The sequence below is a fragment of the Allobosea sp. LjRoot9 genome (assembly GCF_964252745.1).
Classification (GTDB): domain Bacteria; phylum Pseudomonadota; class Alphaproteobacteria; order Rhizobiales; family Beijerinckiaceae; genus Allobosea.
In genome coordinates, this window is the sequence record NZ_CAXUPC020000001.1 from 1,304,153 (window position 1) to 1,320,606 (window position 16,454).

At 65.0% G+C, this 16,454-nt stretch carries 16 protein-coding genes; 4 read left to right on the forward strand and 12 right to left on the reverse strand.

Annotated features, from left to right (window positions below):
- Positions 1–27 precede the first annotated feature (27 nt).
- The 6 genes from ACSQ3P_RS06140 to ACSQ3P_RS06165 form a co-directional block, all read right to left on the reverse strand.
- Complete coding sequence (locus ACSQ3P_RS06140; protein WP_436164694.1) at positions 28–1,029, reverse strand: biotin-dependent carboxyltransferase family protein; 1,002 nt, start codon at positions 1,027–1,029, stop codon at positions 28–30.
- On the reverse strand, positions 1,026–1,730 hold the full coding sequence (pxpB, locus tag ACSQ3P_RS06145) for a 5-oxoprolinase subunit PxpB (protein ID WP_436165171.1): 705 nt from the start codon (positions 1,728–1,730) through the stop codon (positions 1,026–1,028). The genes ACSQ3P_RS06140 and pxpB overlap by 4 nt, the downstream gene beginning before the upstream one ends.
- 180 nt (positions 1,731–1,910) lie before the next feature.
- Complete coding sequence (locus ACSQ3P_RS06150; protein ID WP_436164695.1) at positions 1,911–3,017, reverse strand: ABC transporter ATP-binding protein; 1,107 nt, start codon at positions 3,015–3,017, stop codon at positions 1,911–1,913.
- Position 3,018: 1 nt separating this feature from the next.
- A complete protein-coding gene (locus tag ACSQ3P_RS06155; protein WP_436164696.1) occupies positions 3,019–4,083 on the reverse strand; it encodes an extracellular solute-binding protein in 1,065 nt (354 codons plus the stop codon).
- A gap of 70 nt (positions 4,084–4,153) precedes the next feature.
- Positions 4,154–4,957, reverse strand: coding sequence for an ABC transporter permease (locus ACSQ3P_RS06160; protein WP_436164697.1), 804 nt, complete (start codon positions 4,955–4,957; stop codon positions 4,154–4,156).
- Positions 4,954–5,805 (reverse strand): ABC transporter permease, encoded by an 852-nt coding sequence (locus ACSQ3P_RS06165; protein ID WP_436164698.1) that lies wholly within the window; start codon positions 5,803–5,805, stop codon positions 4,954–4,956. The genes ACSQ3P_RS06160 and ACSQ3P_RS06165 overlap by 4 nt, the downstream gene beginning before the upstream one ends.
- A gap of 640 nt (positions 5,806–6,445) precedes the next feature.
- Here ACSQ3P_RS06165 and ACSQ3P_RS06170 point away from each other — a divergent pair.
- Positions 6,446–7,648, forward strand: coding sequence for a pyridoxal phosphate-dependent aminotransferase (locus ACSQ3P_RS06170; protein ID WP_436164699.1), 1,203 nt, complete (start codon positions 6,446–6,448; stop codon positions 7,646–7,648).
- Positions 7,649–7,805: 157 nt separating this feature from the next.
- On the opposite strand, the gene ACSQ3P_RS06175 is transcribed toward ACSQ3P_RS06170, so the two are convergent.
- The 5 genes from ACSQ3P_RS06175 to nac all read right to left on the reverse strand — a co-directional run bounded on the left by ACSQ3P_RS06175 (position 7,806) and on the right by nac (position 11,965).
- On the reverse strand, positions 7,806–8,213 hold the full coding sequence (locus ACSQ3P_RS06175; RefSeq protein WP_436164700.1) for an acetyl-CoA carboxylase biotin carboxyl carrier protein: 408 nt from the start codon (positions 8,211–8,213) through the stop codon (positions 7,806–7,808).
- Entirely contained in the window at positions 8,210–9,574 is a 1,365-nt protein-coding gene (gene accC / locus ACSQ3P_RS06180) for an acetyl-CoA carboxylase biotin carboxylase subunit (protein WP_436164701.1), read from the reverse strand. The genes ACSQ3P_RS06175 and accC overlap by 4 nt, the downstream gene beginning before the upstream one ends.
- A 51-nt stretch (positions 9,575–9,625) precedes the next feature.
- Entirely contained in the window at positions 9,626–10,078 is a 453-nt protein-coding gene (gene accB / locus ACSQ3P_RS06185) for an acetyl-CoA carboxylase biotin carboxyl carrier protein (RefSeq protein WP_436164702.1), read from the reverse strand.
- 48 nt (positions 10,079–10,126) lie between these two features.
- A complete protein-coding gene (locus tag ACSQ3P_RS06190; protein ID WP_436164703.1) occupies positions 10,127–10,882 on the reverse strand; it encodes an SDR family oxidoreductase in 756 nt (251 codons plus the stop codon).
- A 138-nt stretch (positions 10,883–11,020) separates the two neighbouring features.
- On the reverse strand, positions 11,021–11,965 hold the full coding sequence (gene nac, locus ACSQ3P_RS06195; RefSeq protein ID WP_436164704.1) for a nitrogen assimilation transcriptional regulator NAC: 945 nt from the start codon (positions 11,963–11,965) through the stop codon (positions 11,021–11,023).
- Between the two features lie 246 nt (positions 11,966–12,211).
- On the opposite strand from nac, the gene ACSQ3P_RS06200 reads away from it, so the two are divergent.
- The 3 genes from ACSQ3P_RS06200 to ACSQ3P_RS06210 all read left to right on the forward strand — a co-directional run bounded on the left by ACSQ3P_RS06200 (position 12,212) and on the right by ACSQ3P_RS06210 (position 14,721).
- The gene (locus tag ACSQ3P_RS06200; RefSeq protein WP_436164705.1) at positions 12,212–12,904 is read left to right on the forward strand and encodes an SDR family NAD(P)-dependent oxidoreductase; all 693 of its coding nucleotides are present in this window, start codon (positions 12,212–12,214) and stop codon (positions 12,902–12,904) included.
- A gap of 90 nt (positions 12,905–12,994) precedes the next feature.
- The gene (locus ACSQ3P_RS06205; protein WP_436164706.1) at positions 12,995–13,930 is read left to right on the forward strand and encodes a LysR substrate-binding domain-containing protein; all 936 of its coding nucleotides are present in this window, start codon (positions 12,995–12,997) and stop codon (positions 13,928–13,930) included.
- Positions 13,931–14,049: 119 nt separating this feature from the next.
- Positions 14,050–14,721, forward strand: a complete 672-nt coding sequence (locus ACSQ3P_RS06210; RefSeq protein ID WP_436164707.1) for a 4-carboxy-4-hydroxy-2-oxoadipate aldolase/oxaloacetate decarboxylase — start codon at positions 14,050–14,052, stop codon at positions 14,719–14,721.
- A gap of 185 nt (positions 14,722–14,906) precedes the next feature.
- On the opposite strand, the gene argH is transcribed toward ACSQ3P_RS06210, so the two are convergent.
- On the reverse strand, positions 14,907–16,412 hold the full coding sequence (gene argH, locus ACSQ3P_RS06215; protein WP_436164708.1) for an argininosuccinate lyase: 1,506 nt from the start codon (positions 16,410–16,412) through the stop codon (positions 14,907–14,909).
- Positions 16,413–16,454 lie beyond the last annotated feature (42 nt).

Consider the following 16,454-nt stretch of genomic DNA (forward strand, 5'->3'; position numbering starts at 1 on the left):
CTTGGTCGCGCAGTCGTCGCACAGCGGTTAGCGCGGCCGGCGCCGGTAGAGTTCGACCACCCGGCGAACCTGCGCGAGATAGGCGTTCACCGGCGCCATTGCGGCGACGGCATCGTCATAGCTCGTGTCGACGAAGCGGATGGAACTGCCGATCCGAGCCTGCGCCAGGCGCCAGAGATCGGCCTCGATGACGCCGGCGATCTTCGGATAGCCGCCCGCGGTGTTGGCATCGCTGAGCTGGATGATGGGCTCTCCGGAGGGCGGCACCTGAACCACGCCGGCGACGATACCGTAGGAGCGCATCTCTACGCGGGATGCGAGCTTCAAGGGTTCGCCGCCCAGCCGGTAGCCGGCGCGGTCGCTCTGATGGGTGATCTTCCAGGCCGTCCTCCAGAAGCGCTGGCGGGCCTCCTGCGGGAAGAGTTCGTATTCGCCCGCGCGCAGAACCCTGACCGGCAATGCGTCGTCGCTCGGCTCGGTCTCGCCGGGTGCGCCCGGTGGCAGCGCGATGTCGGCGGGCTCGGCCCCGAATTCGTCGGGCTGCGGCCGAGCTGGCCCGCCGGCTTCACCTGCGGTTCCGACGACATCGCCCTTCGACAAGGCTCGCCCCAGGAAGCCGCCGAATTCGCTGCGCAGATGCGTGCTGCGGGAGCCGAGTATGATGGGCACGTCGACGCCGCCGGAAAGCGTCAGATAGCTGCGCGCGCCTCTCAAAGGCGGATGCAGCTTCAGCACCTGCCCGGCCTTCGCAGGAGTGGTCCACCAGGGCGGCAGCAGGCGGCCGTCCAATGTCGCGGTGCAGTCCGACCCGGTCACGGCGAAGGCGGTGTCGGCCTGGAAGCGCAGCTCGAACGGGAAGGTTTGGATTTCGATGCCGGCCGCATCGTCGGGGTTCCCGAGCAGGATATTGCCGACCGTCAGGGCAAGCGGGTCCATCACCCCGGAGGTGCTGACGCCGAGATGGCGGGAGCCGAAGCGCCCGAGATCCTGCACGGTGTTGAGCGCGAAGGTGGAGAGAACCTCGATCACGGCTCGACTCTCTCGACGGTGAAGCGAAGGATGTCGCCAGGCGCCAGCAAGGCCGGAGTGTCGCGTGCCAGATCGAACATCGACACCGCGGTGAAGCCGATCGCGTTCCAGCCATTGGGCCCGGTCGAGACCGAGACCCCGGCCTGCATGCCGCCGATCGTCACCGTGCCCGCCAGCATGCGCAGAGACGGCACGGTCTTGCGCGGCATGAAGATCTTGGGATCGAGACCGTGCAGATAGCCGAATCCGGGAGAGCTGCCGAGGCAGCAGACGGTGTAGGTGCTGCTGCTGTGGATGCGGATGACCTCCTCCCGCGATAGGCCGGAATAGGCGCAGACGGCGGCGAGGTCCGAGCCGAGCTCACCGCCATAGATGACGGGGATCTTGATCACGCGGCTGGCCAGCTGCTTCGGTGGCAGACGCCGCCAGGCCTCGGCAAGCGCGCGCCGGCAGGCCTGGAGATCGCGCGGGGGCTCGGCGAATATCACCATCAGATTGGTGACGCCGGGAACCACCTCCACCACGCCTGGCCAGGTGGCCACCTCATCAGCCAGCGCCAGGATGCGCCGCTGCTGCAGCAGGTCGAACGCGCCCGGCGCCTCGATGATGAGCGCGCGCGTTCCGATATTGCTGAGCTTGGGCAGCTCTTCAGCCGGCGCGAGAGGCGCCTCGTCGGCAGCTGTGGCGATCGTCAGGTCCAGCGACACGGAAACGGCATCTCCAGAACGAAACGGCCCAGGTGGCGGTGCTGCCCCGGCCGGGCTTGTCGGGCGTCGCCCTGCTTTGCGCTGCGGAGCGGCGGAACGGCCAAGACCCATTGCTTATGCGGGCATCGCGGCGCGCTCTGGAGCGCGCCGGCATGGCGCAAGCGCATCATGCGATCAGCCATTGGGCAGGACATGGTTGCTCGATGTGTCCCATCGGGCGATGACCTTGTCGCCGGGGGCGAAGGAACTCGCGCCTTCGCTGGTCCGGTTCTGCTGATAGGCGATGATCTCGGAACCGCTGTGCAGCTTCAGGTAATAGTGATTGATGAAGCCGCGATAGACGACCTGATCGATGGTCGCGACCACGCTGTTGGGCGTTTCCGCCCGGGGCACTCCATTGCCCAGAGGCTCGACGACGATGGCCTCGGGGCGCACGGAGACGGTCGCCTCCCGAGCCTCATTGGGCAGTCCATCGACGAGCAGGCCGAAACCATCCGCAACGGAAACCAGTGCCCCTGCCCCGTCGCGCGTCTCGACCTTGCCGCTGAACAGGTTCGATGCGCCAAGGAAGGTCGCGACGAAGCGTGAAGCCGGCTTCTGATAGATCTCTGTGGCCCCGCCGACCTGCTCCAGCCGTCCGTCGCGCATCACGACGATGCGGTCCGCCATCGTCAGCGCCTCGTCCTGGTCATGGGTCACCATGACTGTGGTGAGCCCGAGACGGCGCTGCAGCGCGCGCAGCTCCACCTGCATGCTCTCCCGCAGCCCCTTGTCCAATGCGCCGAGCGGCTCGTCGAGCAGGAGCATGGCGGGCTCGATGACCAAAGCGCGGGCGAGCGCGACGCGCTGCTGCTGCCCACCCGAGAGCTGGGTCGGAAACCGGTCGCCGAACTTGCCGAGCTGGACGAGGTCGAGCGCCCCGGTCACGCGCTTGCTGGCATCGACCTTGCCGACGCCGCGCATGTCGAGGCCGAAGGCGATGTTCTCGGCCACGGTCATATGCGGGAACAGCGCATAGTTCTGGAAGAGCATGCCGATATTGCGCTTATGCACCGGCACGCGCGTGACGCGCTGCTCATTGATGAAGATCTCGCCGGAGCTGGGCTGGACCAGCCCGGCGATCATGCGCAGGCACGTCGTCTTGCCGCAGCCGCTGGGGCCGAGCAGCGCAACCATGCTGCCCGGCTCGATGGTGAGCGACACGTCCTCGACCGCAACCACCCGATGATAGTGTTTGTTGAGCTTTTCCAGCCGGACATTCGCGGATTTCATCTGGGGCATGTCAGCTGCTGAAGACCTGGTTGTAGCGCTCGAGCAGGCTGGCACGCTTGGGAATGATGAAGTTCCAGTCCGGCGTGAACAGGCCCATCTCGTCCATCTTGGTGTCGGGATAGGCGAGATATTTGGCGACCTCCGGCTTGAAGTTGATCCCGGCCACCGAGGGCGCGCCAAAAGTCTGCGAGGAGAGCATCTCCAGCACGGCAGGGTCGAGCATGCGGTTGATGAAAGCCGCGCCGAGCTCGGGCTCGGGCGCATTCCTGACCAGCGTCAGGCTGTTGATGCCGGTGAAGGAGCCTTCCTTCAGCGGCGCCATGTCGAGCGGCACGCCCTTGGCCGCATGCGGATAGATCGATTTGGAGTAGTCGATGCCGCCGATATCGGCCTGCCCCTGGGCCACCATCAGGACCAGCGCCTCGCTGTCATAGATCGTCAGCACGTTGGGCTTGAGCTGGGCGAGCTTGTCCCAGCCCTGATCGATGAGATACTGCGCTTCCTTGAGCGGCTTGCCGGTCGCCAGCGCCGTCGCGACGATGAGCATGAGCACGCTCTGCGTGTTCTTGGGCGTGTTGAGCAGGATGCGCTTGCGGTATTTCGGATCGAAGATCTGCTCGTAGCTCGTCAGGCCGGTCGTCTTCTGCGGATTGATGAACATCCCCGCGCTGGAGATGTTGAAGCCGACGCCGTAGCTGTCCTCGAACAGGAAGCGCTTGTAGACCTTGGCGAGATTGGGAATCTTGGCCGGATCGAGCTTGTCGATCAGCTCCTCCTGCTTGGCCTGCGGCACGCCGACATCGTCCATCATCATGACGCTGAATTTCGGTGTGGCGCGCGTCGCCCGGAGCGCGGCGATGTTGGACAGGGTCGCGCCTTCGATCGTGAAGAGCCGGCACTTATGCTCTTTCTCGAAGGCCGGGATGATTTCCTTCTGGACGAGTTTGCCCAGGGCCGAGTTGTAGACGCCGATATGGAGCTGCTTCTCCTGGGCGTAGGCCCGGCTGATGATCGTCGGCATGACGATGGCGCTGGCGGCGGCGGATGCGATGAGCGTTCTGCGGTCGATTGTCATGGTTCTGCATTCCCCTTTTTTATTGGTGATGAACGGGTCGGCCTCGTCGGTGAACTCCAGTGTTGCTCAGTCAGATCGCGACGGCGCGGCGCAGCCCCACGAGGCGTTCCAGGATCAGCACGCCGACCACGGCAAGCAGGATGATGATCGTCGACATCGCCGGCACCGACGGGTCGAAGACGTTCACCAACTGACGCATCAGGACGAGCGGAACCGGGCTGTATTCGGAGTTCGCCAGCCACATCGAGATCGGATAGTTGTCGAAGGAGACCATGAAGGCGAAGAGCGAGCCCGCCGCCACCCCTGGCGCGATCTGAGGCAGGGTGACGCGCCAGAAGGTCTTCATCCGGCTCGCCCCGAGCGTGCGGGCCGCCTCCTCCAGATTGATGTCCATGAGCTGGAGGCTGCTGACCACCGTCCGGACCACGTAAGGCGCCGTGACGACGATGTGGCCGATCAACAGGTTCAGGCGCGCATCGCCCGAGCCGAAGCTGGAGAGCAGCTGCAGCAAGGCAAGGCCGGTCACGAGCGCGGGAAAGACCAGGGGCGAGAGCACCAGGCTCTTGAGGAAGGACTGCCCGAGAAAACTGCCGCGCACCAGGGCGAAGGCGGCCGGGACACCCAGCAGAAGCGAACCCATGGTCGTGCTGAAAGCGAGCACGGCGCTGAGCTGGAGCGCCGCCAGGAAGTCGCGGTCCTGCAGGACCTTGGCGTACCAGCTCAGGGTGAAGCCCTGCGGCGGAAAGGTCACGAAATAGCTGTCGGAGACCGAGACCGACATCACGACCAGGAGCGGAGCAAGGATGAAGATCATCATCGCGGCGGTGACGCAGTAGAGCACCCAGGCTCCGACGCCTTCGAGACGGCCGCTCATGAGGCGATCCTCCGGAAGCGGCGCCCTTCGAGGATGCGCATGGACAAGGCGTTGATGGCGAAGACCACGATGACGAGCACGACCGCGATCGTGGCGCCGAAGGGCCAGTCATAGACGACGAAGATCTGCTGCTCGATCAGGTTGCCGAGCATCGTCGACGAGGTACCGCCGAGCAGGACGGGGATGACGAAAGACCCCGCGGTCAGCGAGAAGACCAGGGTGAAGCCCGCGACGAGCCCTGGAATGCTCAGCGGCAGCGTCACCCGCGCGAAGACCTTCCACCAGGGTGCGCCGAGCATCCTGGCCGCATCCTCCAGATTGGGATCGATCTTGCCGAGCGCCGAGGCCAGCGGCAGCACCATCATCGGGAAGAAGACGTGCAGCGAGCCGATGACGACCGCCGTCTTGGTATAGAGCAGCTCTAGCGGCTCATTGATGATCCGCAGCGTCAGCAGCAGCCAGTTGAGCAATCCGGTCGGCGTATTGACCAGGATGAGCTGCCAGCCATAGGCGCGGACGACGACGCTGACGATCAGCGGCGCGATCACGATCAGGCTGATCACGCGGTTCACGATCGGGTTGCTTTTGACCATCACGATGGCGACCGGATAGGCCATCACGATGGCGACGATCGAGGTGACGAAGGCGATCTGCAGCGTGTTCCAGAACACCTTCAGGTAGAGATCGACCTCGGCGATGTGCACATAGTGCGACAAGGTGAAAGGCCGCCCGATGATGCCTTTCGCGTCCTGCGAGAGGAAGCTGTAGAACAGCAGATTGGCGGCCGGGTAGAAGAAGAAGATCGACAGGAATGCCAGCATCGGCAAGGCCAGGAAACCGACGGACAAAGTGAGGCGCCAAGGAGAGCGCTCATCAAGGTCGCCTGGCGTTTGCGCGGTCGTTTGCGCGACATCTGTCATTCCGGAGCAGTCTCCTGAGTCAACGGATCGTCGTGGTGTCTTTAGTCGTTCCAAACGCTCAAACCGGGCCCTCTCGGCCCGTCAACGGTCTTCCCTGAGCCGGCGCACCAGCCGCGGAGATCATCGGCAGGATCTGGCCGAGCCTCCGCCGCCGATAGCTGCGTCCCTTGGCTGCTGATAAGCTGCTCGCCCCTGCCCCTTTGCTTTTATCCGCGTCCCTCCGGCCCGGATAAGACAAACTTCGTTTAGGGTCATCGGCCCTGCTTATGGCTGCGCCATGCCGGGATGATGAGGATCTGAGCGTGTTGGCAACGAAAGCAGCATAGCCAGCCCGGTGCGACGGCCTGCGGCCGCTCCCTTGGGCAAAAAGCTCATGCAAGCCACCGCCTTGACCAGCCGGGAGACCTTATGCCCGGACGACGGCCGCGCCATAGGCAAGCGCTATGACGTCAGAACGAACCCGTCTTAGCGGCGCATCGCCGCGCGCCCTATCCTCGCAGCGGTTCAAATACCGCGAGGCCGGCCGGTCGGCGCATGCGCGTCCGGATCCCAGTGAGGTGAAATCTCGATGTTCGAAGCCGCAGACCGCATCAAGAACGTCAAGATTTCCGCATCCGCGGCAATGACGGACCGGGCCCGTGAATTGCGCGCCCAGGGCGTGAAGATCATCAGCCTGTCATCGGGCGAACCGGATTTCGCCACGCCCGCCCATGCGATCGAGGCTGCGCACAACGCGGCCCTGGCCGGCGACACCAAATACCCGCCCCAGGACGGATCGAAGGCGCTGAAGGCTGCAGTCCAGCGCAAGTTCAAGCGCGACAATCGGCTCGACTACGAACTGGACGAGATCCTGATCGGCAATGGCGGCAAGCAGATCATCTTCGACGCCATCATGGCGACCTGCAATCCCGGCGACGAGGTCGTGATCCCCGCCCCCGGCTGGATCAGCTATGCCGACATGGTCATGGTCGCGCAGGCGACGCCGGTCGCGGCGCCCTGCCCCGAGAACAACCAGTTCAAGCTGCGGCCTGAGGATCTGGAAGCCGCGATCACGCCCAGGACGAAATGGCTGATCCTGAACTTTCCGAACAACCCGACCGGCGCCGCCTGTTCGCGCGCGGAGATGCAGGCCCTCGCCGATGTCCTGCTGAAGCATCCCCATGTCGGTATCCTGACCGACGACATGTATGAGCACCTGATCTATGACGGCTTCGAATTCTGCACCATCGCCGAGGTCGAGCCGCGCCTGAAGGAGCGCGTGCTGACGGTCAACGGCGCCTCAAAAGCCTATGCGATGACGGGCTGGCGCGTCGGCTTCTGCGGCGGCCCGAAATCTCTGATCGCGCTGATGAACAACATGCAGGGCCAGGCAACCAACGGCATCTGCACGCTCGCCCAGGCTGCCGCGATCGCCGCCCTGGATGGCCCACAGGATCTGCTGGTCGAGCGCGCGGAGATCTATCGCGAGCGGCGCGATTTCGTGGTCGAGCAGCTCAACCAGGCGGCCGGCGTTCTCTGCCACAAGCCGGAAGGCGCCTTCTATGTCTTCCCCAACATCGCGGGCTGTATCGGCAGGACCAGCAAGGGCGGCCGCAAGATCGAGACCGACACCGATTTCGTCTTCGCCCTGCTCCAGGAACAGCATGTCGCGACCGTGCAGGGCTCGGCCTACGGAATGAGCCCCTATTTCCGGGTGTCCTATGCGACCGACACGGAAAGCCTGCGCGAAGGCTGCCGCCGCATCCAGGAGTTCTGCGGCGGGCTGCGCTGACAGCGGGCTTGAGGTTCGGCGGCCAAGCTAGAGCAGCTTCCGATCAAGTTGGATCATAAAACAGCTATATCGCTTTGTTTTAACGCGATTTTTTGCGCGAACCGGCATCCACTTCGTTCGAAAACGCTCTGGCGGCCCGCCAGCGGCTCGAGGGCCGCTATCGAATCCGGAACAGCGGCGATCCGAAACCGACCAGATCGCCGGCCGCCGCGAAGACCTGCTCGACGCGGCCGTCGCGCGGCGCGGTGACCGGCGCGTAGACCGGCCCGGTCCGGACCAAGGCGAGGATGTCGCCGGAGCGGACGCTGTCTCCGACACGCACGAACGGTTTTTCGCGCGCGGGATGGCGATCCTGGAATTGGCCGGGGCCCCGAGCCGTCACGATCTCCGCCGCATCGTCCTGCGGCGGCTCCAAATTAGCGGACTGCTCGCCGGCGGAAGCCGAGCCCGCGTCGCGCTGCAGCCTCAACCGCAGGCCATGCCCGGGTCCTTCAATCTCGATGGAATCGAGATCGGCCTCTTCCAGCCAGCGCACCAATTGCTCGATCTCGGCGATCTCCATCATGGCCGCCTCGCCCCGCGCTGGCGCAGCGCCAGTCGCTTTTCCAGAAAATGAATATCGACCCCGCCGGCGACGAAATCCGCATCTTCGAGGATCTCGCGATGGAGCGGAATGTTTGTGCTGATCCCTTCGACATTCATCTCGGACAAGGCGATGCGGGCGCGGATCAACGCCTCCTCCCGCGTTGCACCATGGACGATCAATTTGGCGATCAGGGAATCGTAATGGGGCGGCACGACGTAGCCCGCGACGACATGCGTATCGATGCGCACGCCGGTCCCACCGGGCAGATCCCAGCGTGTGACGCGGCCAGGAGAGGCTGAAAAACTCTCCGGGTCCTCGGCGTTGATCCGGCATTCGATCGCATGTCCCGACAACCGGATCTCGGACTGCTTCAAGATCAGGCGCTCACCGCGCGCGACCCGGATCTGCTCGCAAACGAGATCGAGCCCGGTCGTCATCTCCGTCACGGGATGCTCGACCTGCAGCCGCGTGTTCATCTCGATGAAATAGAACGCCTCGTCCTCATAGAGGAACTCGAAGGTTCCGACCCCGCGATAGCCGATCCGGCGGCAGGCCTCGACACAGGCCTCCCCGATCCGGCCGATCAGATCGCGCGCGATGCCCGGCGCCGGAGCTTCCTCGACGACCTTCTGGTTGCGGCGCTGCAGGGAGCAGTCGCGGTCGCCCAGCCACAGCGCCGTGCCATGCTGGTCGCACAGCACCTGGATCTCGACATGACGGGGATGTTGGAGGAATTTCTCGATATAGATCTCGGGATTGGCGAAGCCGCGCTGCGCCTCCTCGCGGGTCACGGCGATGGCTTCCGCGAGCTCGCCCGGCACGCGCACGACACGCATGCCGCGCCCACCGCCGCCGCCGGCCGCCTTGACGATGACGGGGTAGCCGATTTCCGCGGCGATGGCGGCGATCTCCCCGGCATCATCCGGCAAGGCGGTGTCGGGACCCGGGACACAGGGAACCCCCGCCTCGCGCATGGCCCGTTTAGCGGCGACCTTGTCGCCCATGATGCGGATCGAGGCGGCCGTCGGACCGATGAAGCTCAAGCCAGCGGCTTCGACCTGCTCGGCGAAACCCGCATTCTCCGAGAGAAAGCCATAGCCGGGATGGATCGCCTGCGCACCGGTCGCTTCCGCTGCGAGCAGGAGCGCTGCCGGGCTGAGATAGCTGAGGCGTGCCGCGGCAGGGCCGATGCAGATGGCCTGATCGGCAAGGGCGACATAGCGGGCGTCACGATCGGCCTCGGAATGGGCGACGATCGTCTTGAGCCCGAGCGCTCGGCAAGCGCGCAGGATGCGCAGCGCGATCTCGCCGCGATTGGCGATCAGGACATTATCGAACATGGGCCTGCCTCGGCTCGGCGGCCAAACCGCGTCGCATGGCGCTCGCGCCCATCATGGCGCGATCCGCAGCAAGGGGCGGCCGGCCTCGATCTCCTGCCCGCTCTCGACAAGGATTTCGGCGACCGTTCCGGCTACGTCCGAACCAATCGTGTTGAAGGTCTTCATGGCCTCGATGATGCAAAGCTTCTGGCCCAGCTCGACCGCCTGACCGATCTCCACGAAAGGCGCTGAATCGGGCGAAGGCGCGCGATGGAAGATGCCGAACATCGGCGCGACGACGATGTGGCCGTCCGTCTCGACCCGGGCCTCCATAGCGCCGCCCAGGTGCCGGGATTCTGCCGCCGGCTCATGTCGTGGCTCGGTGGAACGAGGCGTCTCAGGCGACGCGGACAGCGGCGACGATCTGCTGATGCGGATACGCTCGCCCGCTTCCGTGATCTCCAGTTCGGAAATCCGCGAGCGCGAGACCAGATCGATCAACGCCTTCAGCCTGGCGAGTTCCATCCCGGACCATGGCCTTTCAGTGAGTGAGAGCCGATCGAGCCGCCCGCGCTAGGCCGACGCTGGCTTGCTCTTGGCGAAATTCAGGCCGCCGACCACCTGCATCGTCGGCAGCACCTCCATGAAGCTGACATTCATGCGCGCCGGTGAGCCCACAGCGAAGGCGATCGAATCCGCGATGTCTTCGGGCTGCAACGCCTCGTAGCCCTCATAGAAGCGCTTCTGGGCCTCGACGGGATCGCCGAGCAGACGCGCGAAAACCTCAGTCTCGACGCGGGCCGGGGAGATCTCGGTTACGCGCACTCGCGAGCCGTAGAGATGCGTCCGCAGCTGCTTCGACAGCGCGTGAACGCCGGCCTTGGTCGCATGATAGACGGTGTTGCCGCCGGGGAAGGCATAATGCGCGGCGATCGAGGTGATGTTGACGACATGGCCACGATTGCGCTCCAGCATGCCGGGCACGAACAGGCGGGTCAGGTGCAGCACGCCGCGCAGATTGACGTCGATGAGGGAATCCACATCGGCCGCGGAGGTGTTCAGGATGTCGCCCTGCCGCGACTGGCCGGCATTGTTGACCAGGACATCGATGGCGAGCTCGGAAGCAAGCGCAGTGATGTCGTCGACCGAGCTGACATCCAGAGCATGCGGCAGGCAGCCGGTCTCGTCGGCCAGCGCCTTGAGACGCTGCGCATCGCGCGCCAGCGCATGCACCTCCAACCCTTCCTTGCGCAGGCGCCTGACCGTGGCCGCGCCGATTCCCGACGATGCGCCCGTAACCAATGCGGTCCGATAATCTGAAAAGGCCACTTGCGTACGGTCCCAAGCTCGGCCCGCGCCATGCGGATCCTCGAAGTCAGGCTAGGATCGTCCTTAGGCCTTGAACACAACCAATTCGCTCTGAGGCCATAAGCCAAGGCGATGACCGCTTCCCAACAAGGGCTGGAGCTATTTCGCCGTGTCTTTCTTTGCCGCCGAGAGCCGGCCCGACAACACCGCCTGCGTCGCGATCTCGAACAGGATGCCGCGGATCGCGACGGCAGCCTCGGAGAGCGGGATCAAATCGGACACGCATAGCGAGACGGTGTCCTCGATCTTCGGTGATGCGATCTGGCGGATCACTGAGCGTCCCGGCACGACCACCTGGTTCGCGACCGACCAGGGCAGGATCGTGGCGCCGGCGCCTTCGCTGACCGCATCGCGCAGCGTGCCGAGCGACTCGATCTCCGCGACGAGGCGCGGATCGTGACGAATCCCGGCAAAGGCCGCATCGACGGCCTTGCGGACGAAATTCACCCGGCTGGGGAGCATCAACGGCATGTCGACGAGCTCGCCCAGGGAAATCGGCTCGTCCGGGTTTCCAGGCAGGGTCGCCGCCAGCGGCGCCACCAGAACGAACTCCTCGACCAGCAGCGGCTGGAAACTGAGGCCGCGCATCGGCCCGGCACCATGCATGACCGCCATATCCAGTCGCCCGGTCATGATCAGTTCGCTGAAGGGACCGCCGAAACCCTCATTGATGTGCAGCAGGATGTCGGGATGCTTTTCGCGGGCGGCCGTCAGCAAGCTCAGCGACAAGGTCGAGCCGGCGCTATAGGGCGCAAGTCCGACCGAGACCGCGCCGCCCAATGTCGTCGCGGCGCGCTTGACGTCGTTCTCGGCGTGCTCGAGCTGCTTCAGAATCGTGCGCGCATGCCGATAGAGCACGAGCCCGGCCTCCGTCGGCGTGACGCCCTGCTGGCTCCGGATCAGGAGCTTCTGCTTGAAGTGGTTCTCCAGGCTGACCAGTTGCTGGCTCAGCGCGGGCTGGGCGATGTTGAGCGCCGCCGCCGCCCTCGTCAGGCTGCCGGTGTCGACGATCTTCAGGAACGATTTCAGGCGCCGCGTATCCACTAAACCTCGCTTGGCAGGACCTCACCTGGCCGGAGCGCCGTCAAAGCCGCTCTGACGCACCATCTAGGTTGAAGGGCAACGATGCGGCAAGCGGCCCAAATTCCTCCCGCCCCGCAGCGCCCGCCATAGCTGGTGCTTATGGCTCCAGATGCAGATCATCTTAGCCGCCCTCGCCCGGCCGGGCCTACACTTGCGCCAGATGCGCACACCTTCGACGCTGCGCTCGAAACCGGGAGAAATCGAGCCATGCTGGAACCTGCAGGCCGTGTGGTCATGGTGTCGGGAGCCTCGCGCGGCATCGGGCGCGCCGTCGCGGATCGGCTGCTGAGCCGCGGCTTCAGGGTTTCGTCCGGCATGCGCCGTCCCGACCCGGCGCTCGCGGGCGAAAACGAGATGGTCCACCGCTACGACGCCGAGGAAGCCGGCTCTGCGGAAGCCTGGGTCGCGGCCACGCTGGAACGCTTCGGGCAGATCGACGCCCTGGTGAACGCCGCCGGCATCAACCCGAAGGTCAAGGTTTCGGACGAGGGCGAAGACCTCCTCGACGAGATGTGGCGCATCAATGTGAAGGGCCCGCTGCGCGTCATCCGCGCGGCACTGCCGCATCTGGCCGTGTGCGGGCATGGCCGCGTCGTGAATCTCGGCTCGCTCTCCAGCAAGCGCGTCGCCTCGAATGTCGGCTATGCCATGACCAAATTCGCGGTCGCGGCGCTGACGCATGGGGTGCGGCGCGAGGGGCGCGATGCCGGCATCCGCGCCACGGTGATCTGCCCCGGCTATGTTGCGACCGACATGACGCTCAAGGACGACGAGATCCCGCGGCATGAGATGACCCAGCCGGGCGATCTTGCCGAACTCGTCGAGACCCTGCTGCGCCTGCCCAACAATGCCGCGGTTTCGGAATTGCTGGTGCATTGTCAGTATGAGCCGATGCTGTGAGGCAAAGCTTGCGGCGAGCGTAAGCTGCCTGTCGCGTTTCCCTCCCGCTTGTCGCATCGTCGGGGGATACGTTGCGGGGGTGAAGCGCGCTTGGACACGAAACGTCTCGAAGCTTTCCTGAAGGTCGTCGATCTCGGCAGCGTCACGCGCGCAGCCAATGTGCTCAACGTCGCGCAGCCGGCCCTGAGCCAGCAGATCGCCAGCCTCGAGGTAGAGTTCAAGAAGCAGCTCCTGATCCGCAGCACACGCGGGGTGACGCCCACCGAGGCCGGCCAGATCCTCTACCGCTATGCGCAGATGGTTCAACGGCAGATCGAGGAGGCGCGCCGCAGCATCCTCGATTCCGGCGCCGCGGTCTCCGGCAACGTCACGGTCGGCCTTGCGCCGCTGAGCACGGCGAGCCTGATCGCGCCGGCGCTGCTGCGCGAGGTGCGCAGCCGCTTTCCCGGTATCGTTTTGAACATCTTCGACAGTTTCGGGGTGACCTTGAGCGAAATGACACTCAAGGGCCGCATGGACATGGCCGTGCTCTATGGCGACACGCCCGTGCGCGGGCTCAGCTATACGCCGTTATTCGACGAGCCGTTCTATCTCGTGGCGCCGCCTGCCTTCGATATCGGTGGCGGGAGCGAAACAGCGATCTCCGTATCCGAGCTCGCCAAGATCGACCTGGTGCTGCCCGCACGCGAATCCTATCTGCGCCAGGCCATCGAACGGGCCTGCAGCGAGGCCGGCGTGCGGGCGCGCGTCGTCGCCGAGATCCACGCGCTGCCGACGCTGGCGACCGCCGTCCTCGAAGGCATGGCGGCGACAGTCCTGCCATGGCCGATCGCGAGCACGCTGCTGGTCGGCATGAAGCCGGTCATCCGCCGCATCGCATCGGCAAGCGCCTCGTTGCCGATGTCTCTCGGCATCCCCGACAATGTCGCGCTGTCGGATGCTGCCTTCGCGGTTTACGGGGTCCTCAACGAACAGATCCAGGCGTTGAAGGCGCGCTGGCCCGCAGACCATCGCGAATCCCTATGAGGGTCACGCAATAATCTATTGGCGCGGGATTTCTCGCCTTCCTAAGACCGAAGGGTCAGCGCTTGGCGCGATGCCAGCAGGCGCCAGAACCTGTTCGGATGGGAAAGACGGAGGGCTCCATGGTTCATGTGATCAGATCGTTCGATCGGCCGGACGCCGACGCTTTGGCGGCCATCTCGAAATTTCCCCCGGCGACATTGCATGAGGCACAGGGCCGCAGCGGCGCCCTCACCTCGCGGATCAAGCCGATCTATCCCGGCATGCGGGCCAGCGGCCCGGCCCTGACCGCGAGATGCTTCCCCGGCGACAATCTGATGCTGATCACCGCGATCAGCATGGCCCAGCCGGGCGACGTGCTGGTGGTGAGCGCCGGCGACCATCCCGAGCAGGGCGGCTTTGGCGAGGTGCTCGCCACGGCTTGCAAGGCGAAGGGCATTGTCGGGCTGGTGACGGATGCCGGCGTGCGCGATGGCCCGGCCATCCACGGCCTCGGCTTCAACGTGTTCTGCTACGGCCTGTGCATGAAGGGCACCGTCAAGGAGACGCTGGGGACGATCAACCAGCCCATCGTGATCGGCGGCGTGGTGGTCAATCCCGGTGATTTCATCAGCGCCGATGATGACGGCGTCGTGGTCGTTCCCAAGGCCACGCTCCTCGATGTCGCGAAGAATTCCGCGGCGCGCGAGGACAAGGAAGCCGAGGTCATGGCTGCGCTCAGGAACGGTGGCAACATCCTCGAGCTGTCCGGCATGGACAAGGTCCTGGCCGCGAAGAACTGCACATATGGCTGAAGCGGCCTCCCCGGCTTGCGTCTTCATGCCCCATCTGCCTCGCCACAGCTGTCACCTTATGGCTTGAGCAATGATCCGCGGGCCTGGCGCATTTTTGAGCGAAGTGGACACCGCTTCGCGTGAAGAAAATGCGATAAAACAAAGAGGTAGAGTATTTCCGCGTTTCGGAGAAACGCGGAAATACTCTAGGCGGTGCCGATGAGATCGCTGATCGCCAGTTCCATGATCTCGGTAGCCCGGGCGATCTGCGAGAAGGCGATGTCGATGACCTGCGCATCGGCGGCGATGATGGAGCGCCCAGTGGCGACTTCGCGGCTGATCGCTTCTGGCGCCGGGCCACCCAGCAGCTTGCGACGTTGAACGAAGACGGCCGGGTCCATCGCCTGGGTGAACACCTTTTCGGACAAGCGCGGCGCCGCCAGGCCGAGTTCGGCCGCCGCTTCGTCGACTGAAGCCGCTGTCGCCTGGCGCGGAGCGATTCCTGCGGCGATGTTGCGGCGCACGAAGACGCTGACGATCTGGTTTGACGTGCGCCAGTCGATGCCGGCCTCGCGCACCAGGGCGGAGGCGAGATCCGTCACCTGCGCCCAGTTGGCGCCGGCGCGCCTTCCCATATGCGCGACATTGATCTTGAGGTCGCGCATCAGGGGCGAGAGCGTCTCCAGCCTAATGCCGAGCGCCTTGCCCATGTCCCAGAGGATCGCCTGGCTGTTGCGCCGCTCCATGATCGGGAAGCCGGTCGGGCCTTTCTCCGCCATCATCACCGTGGCGACGATGCCGAGCGACTGGGCCGCGACGCCCTTGATGTCCTCGAGCCCATCGGGGTTCTTCTTCTGCGGCATGATCGAGCTCGTGCCGCAATAGCGATCGGGCAGTTCGACCATGGCGAACTCCATCGTCGACCAGATGAAGAGATCGTCGGCGAGGCGGCCGATATTCTGGGCCAACACGGCCAGCACGCCGGCATATTCCATCTCCAGGTCGTGGCTGAGGATGGCGTCCATGGTGTGCGAGAGCGGCGCGTCGAAACCGAGCAGATCCGAGACGCGCTGGCGATTCAGCGGGAAATCGGAGCCGGTCATGATCGCCGCGCCGGCCGGCGAGCGGTTGACGCGCGTGTAGAAGGAGAGCAGCCGCTCGGTATCGCGGGCGAAGACCACCTCGAACATGGTCAGCCAATGCGCATAGGTCGTCGGCTGGGCATGCTGGCCATGGGTATAGCCCGGCATCACCGTCTCACGGTGTTCGAGCGCCAGATCGAGAAGCGTCCCACGCAAGACGATCAGCGCCGCCAGCATGCGATGGATGTGGTTGCGGAAGGTGATGCGCCGCGCCACCTCGATCAGGTCGCCCGAACTCCGCCCGAGATGCAGGCGTCCACCGATCTCCTCGCCCAAAGTCTTGGTCAGATAGTGTTCGCCGGAATGCATGCCGCCATCGGCCTCGGCGCGCACCTTCTCGACGCCCTCGGCCTCCATCGCACGGAAGGCCTTGAGGATCGCGACGGCAGTCTGGCGCGGCAGGATGCCCTCCTCGCCCAGCATCAGCGCATGCGCCTTGTCGAAGGCATGGATCGCATGGACGGACTCGCCGAGCAGGCTCGAGCGGTGGAAATCGAGATGGGCCAGTGGCTCTTCGGTCAGCCGGGCGCCGGCGGTCCGGAACCCGCGATAATCCGAGGCTTTGGTCATGATCTTGCTCCAGTCAATCGGTGCGCCAGCCAGTGCCGGCGT

Coding starts and splice junctions, on each gene's coding strand:
- ACSQ3P_RS06150 (WP_436164695.1), bottom strand. CDS start 3,017: ATGCCCCAGATGAAATCCGCGAATGTCCGGCTGGAAAAGCTCAACAAA.
- ACSQ3P_RS06155 (WP_436164696.1), bottom strand. CDS start 4,083: ATGACAATCGACCGCAGAACGCTCATCGCATCCGCCGCCGCCAGCGCC.
- ACSQ3P_RS06160 (WP_436164697.1), bottom strand. CDS start 4,957: ATGAGCGGCCGTCTCGAAGGCGTCGGAGCCTGGGTGCTCTACTGCGTC.
- ACSQ3P_RS06170 (WP_436164699.1), top strand. CDS start 6,446: ATGTTCGAAGCCGCAGACCGCATCAAGAACGTCAAGATTTCCGCATCC.
- ACSQ3P_RS06175 (WP_436164700.1), bottom strand. CDS start 8,213: ATGATGGAGATCGCCGAGATCGAGCAATTGGTGCGCTGGCTGGAAGAG.
- accC (WP_436164701.1), bottom strand. CDS start 9,574: ATGTTCGATAATGTCCTGATCGCCAATCGCGGCGAGATCGCGCTGCGC.
- accB (WP_436164702.1), bottom strand. CDS start 10,078: ATGGAACTCGCCAGGCTGAAGGCGTTGATCGATCTGGTCTCGCGCTCG.
- ACSQ3P_RS06200 (WP_436164705.1), top strand. CDS start 12,212: ATGCTGGAACCTGCAGGCCGTGTGGTCATGGTGTCGGGAGCCTCGCGC.
- ACSQ3P_RS06210 (WP_436164707.1), top strand. CDS start 14,050: ATGGTTCATGTGATCAGATCGTTCGATCGGCCGGACGCCGACGCTTTG.
- argH (WP_436164708.1), bottom strand. CDS start 16,412: ATGACCAAAGCCTCGGATTATCGCGGGTTCCGGACCGCCGGCGCCCGG.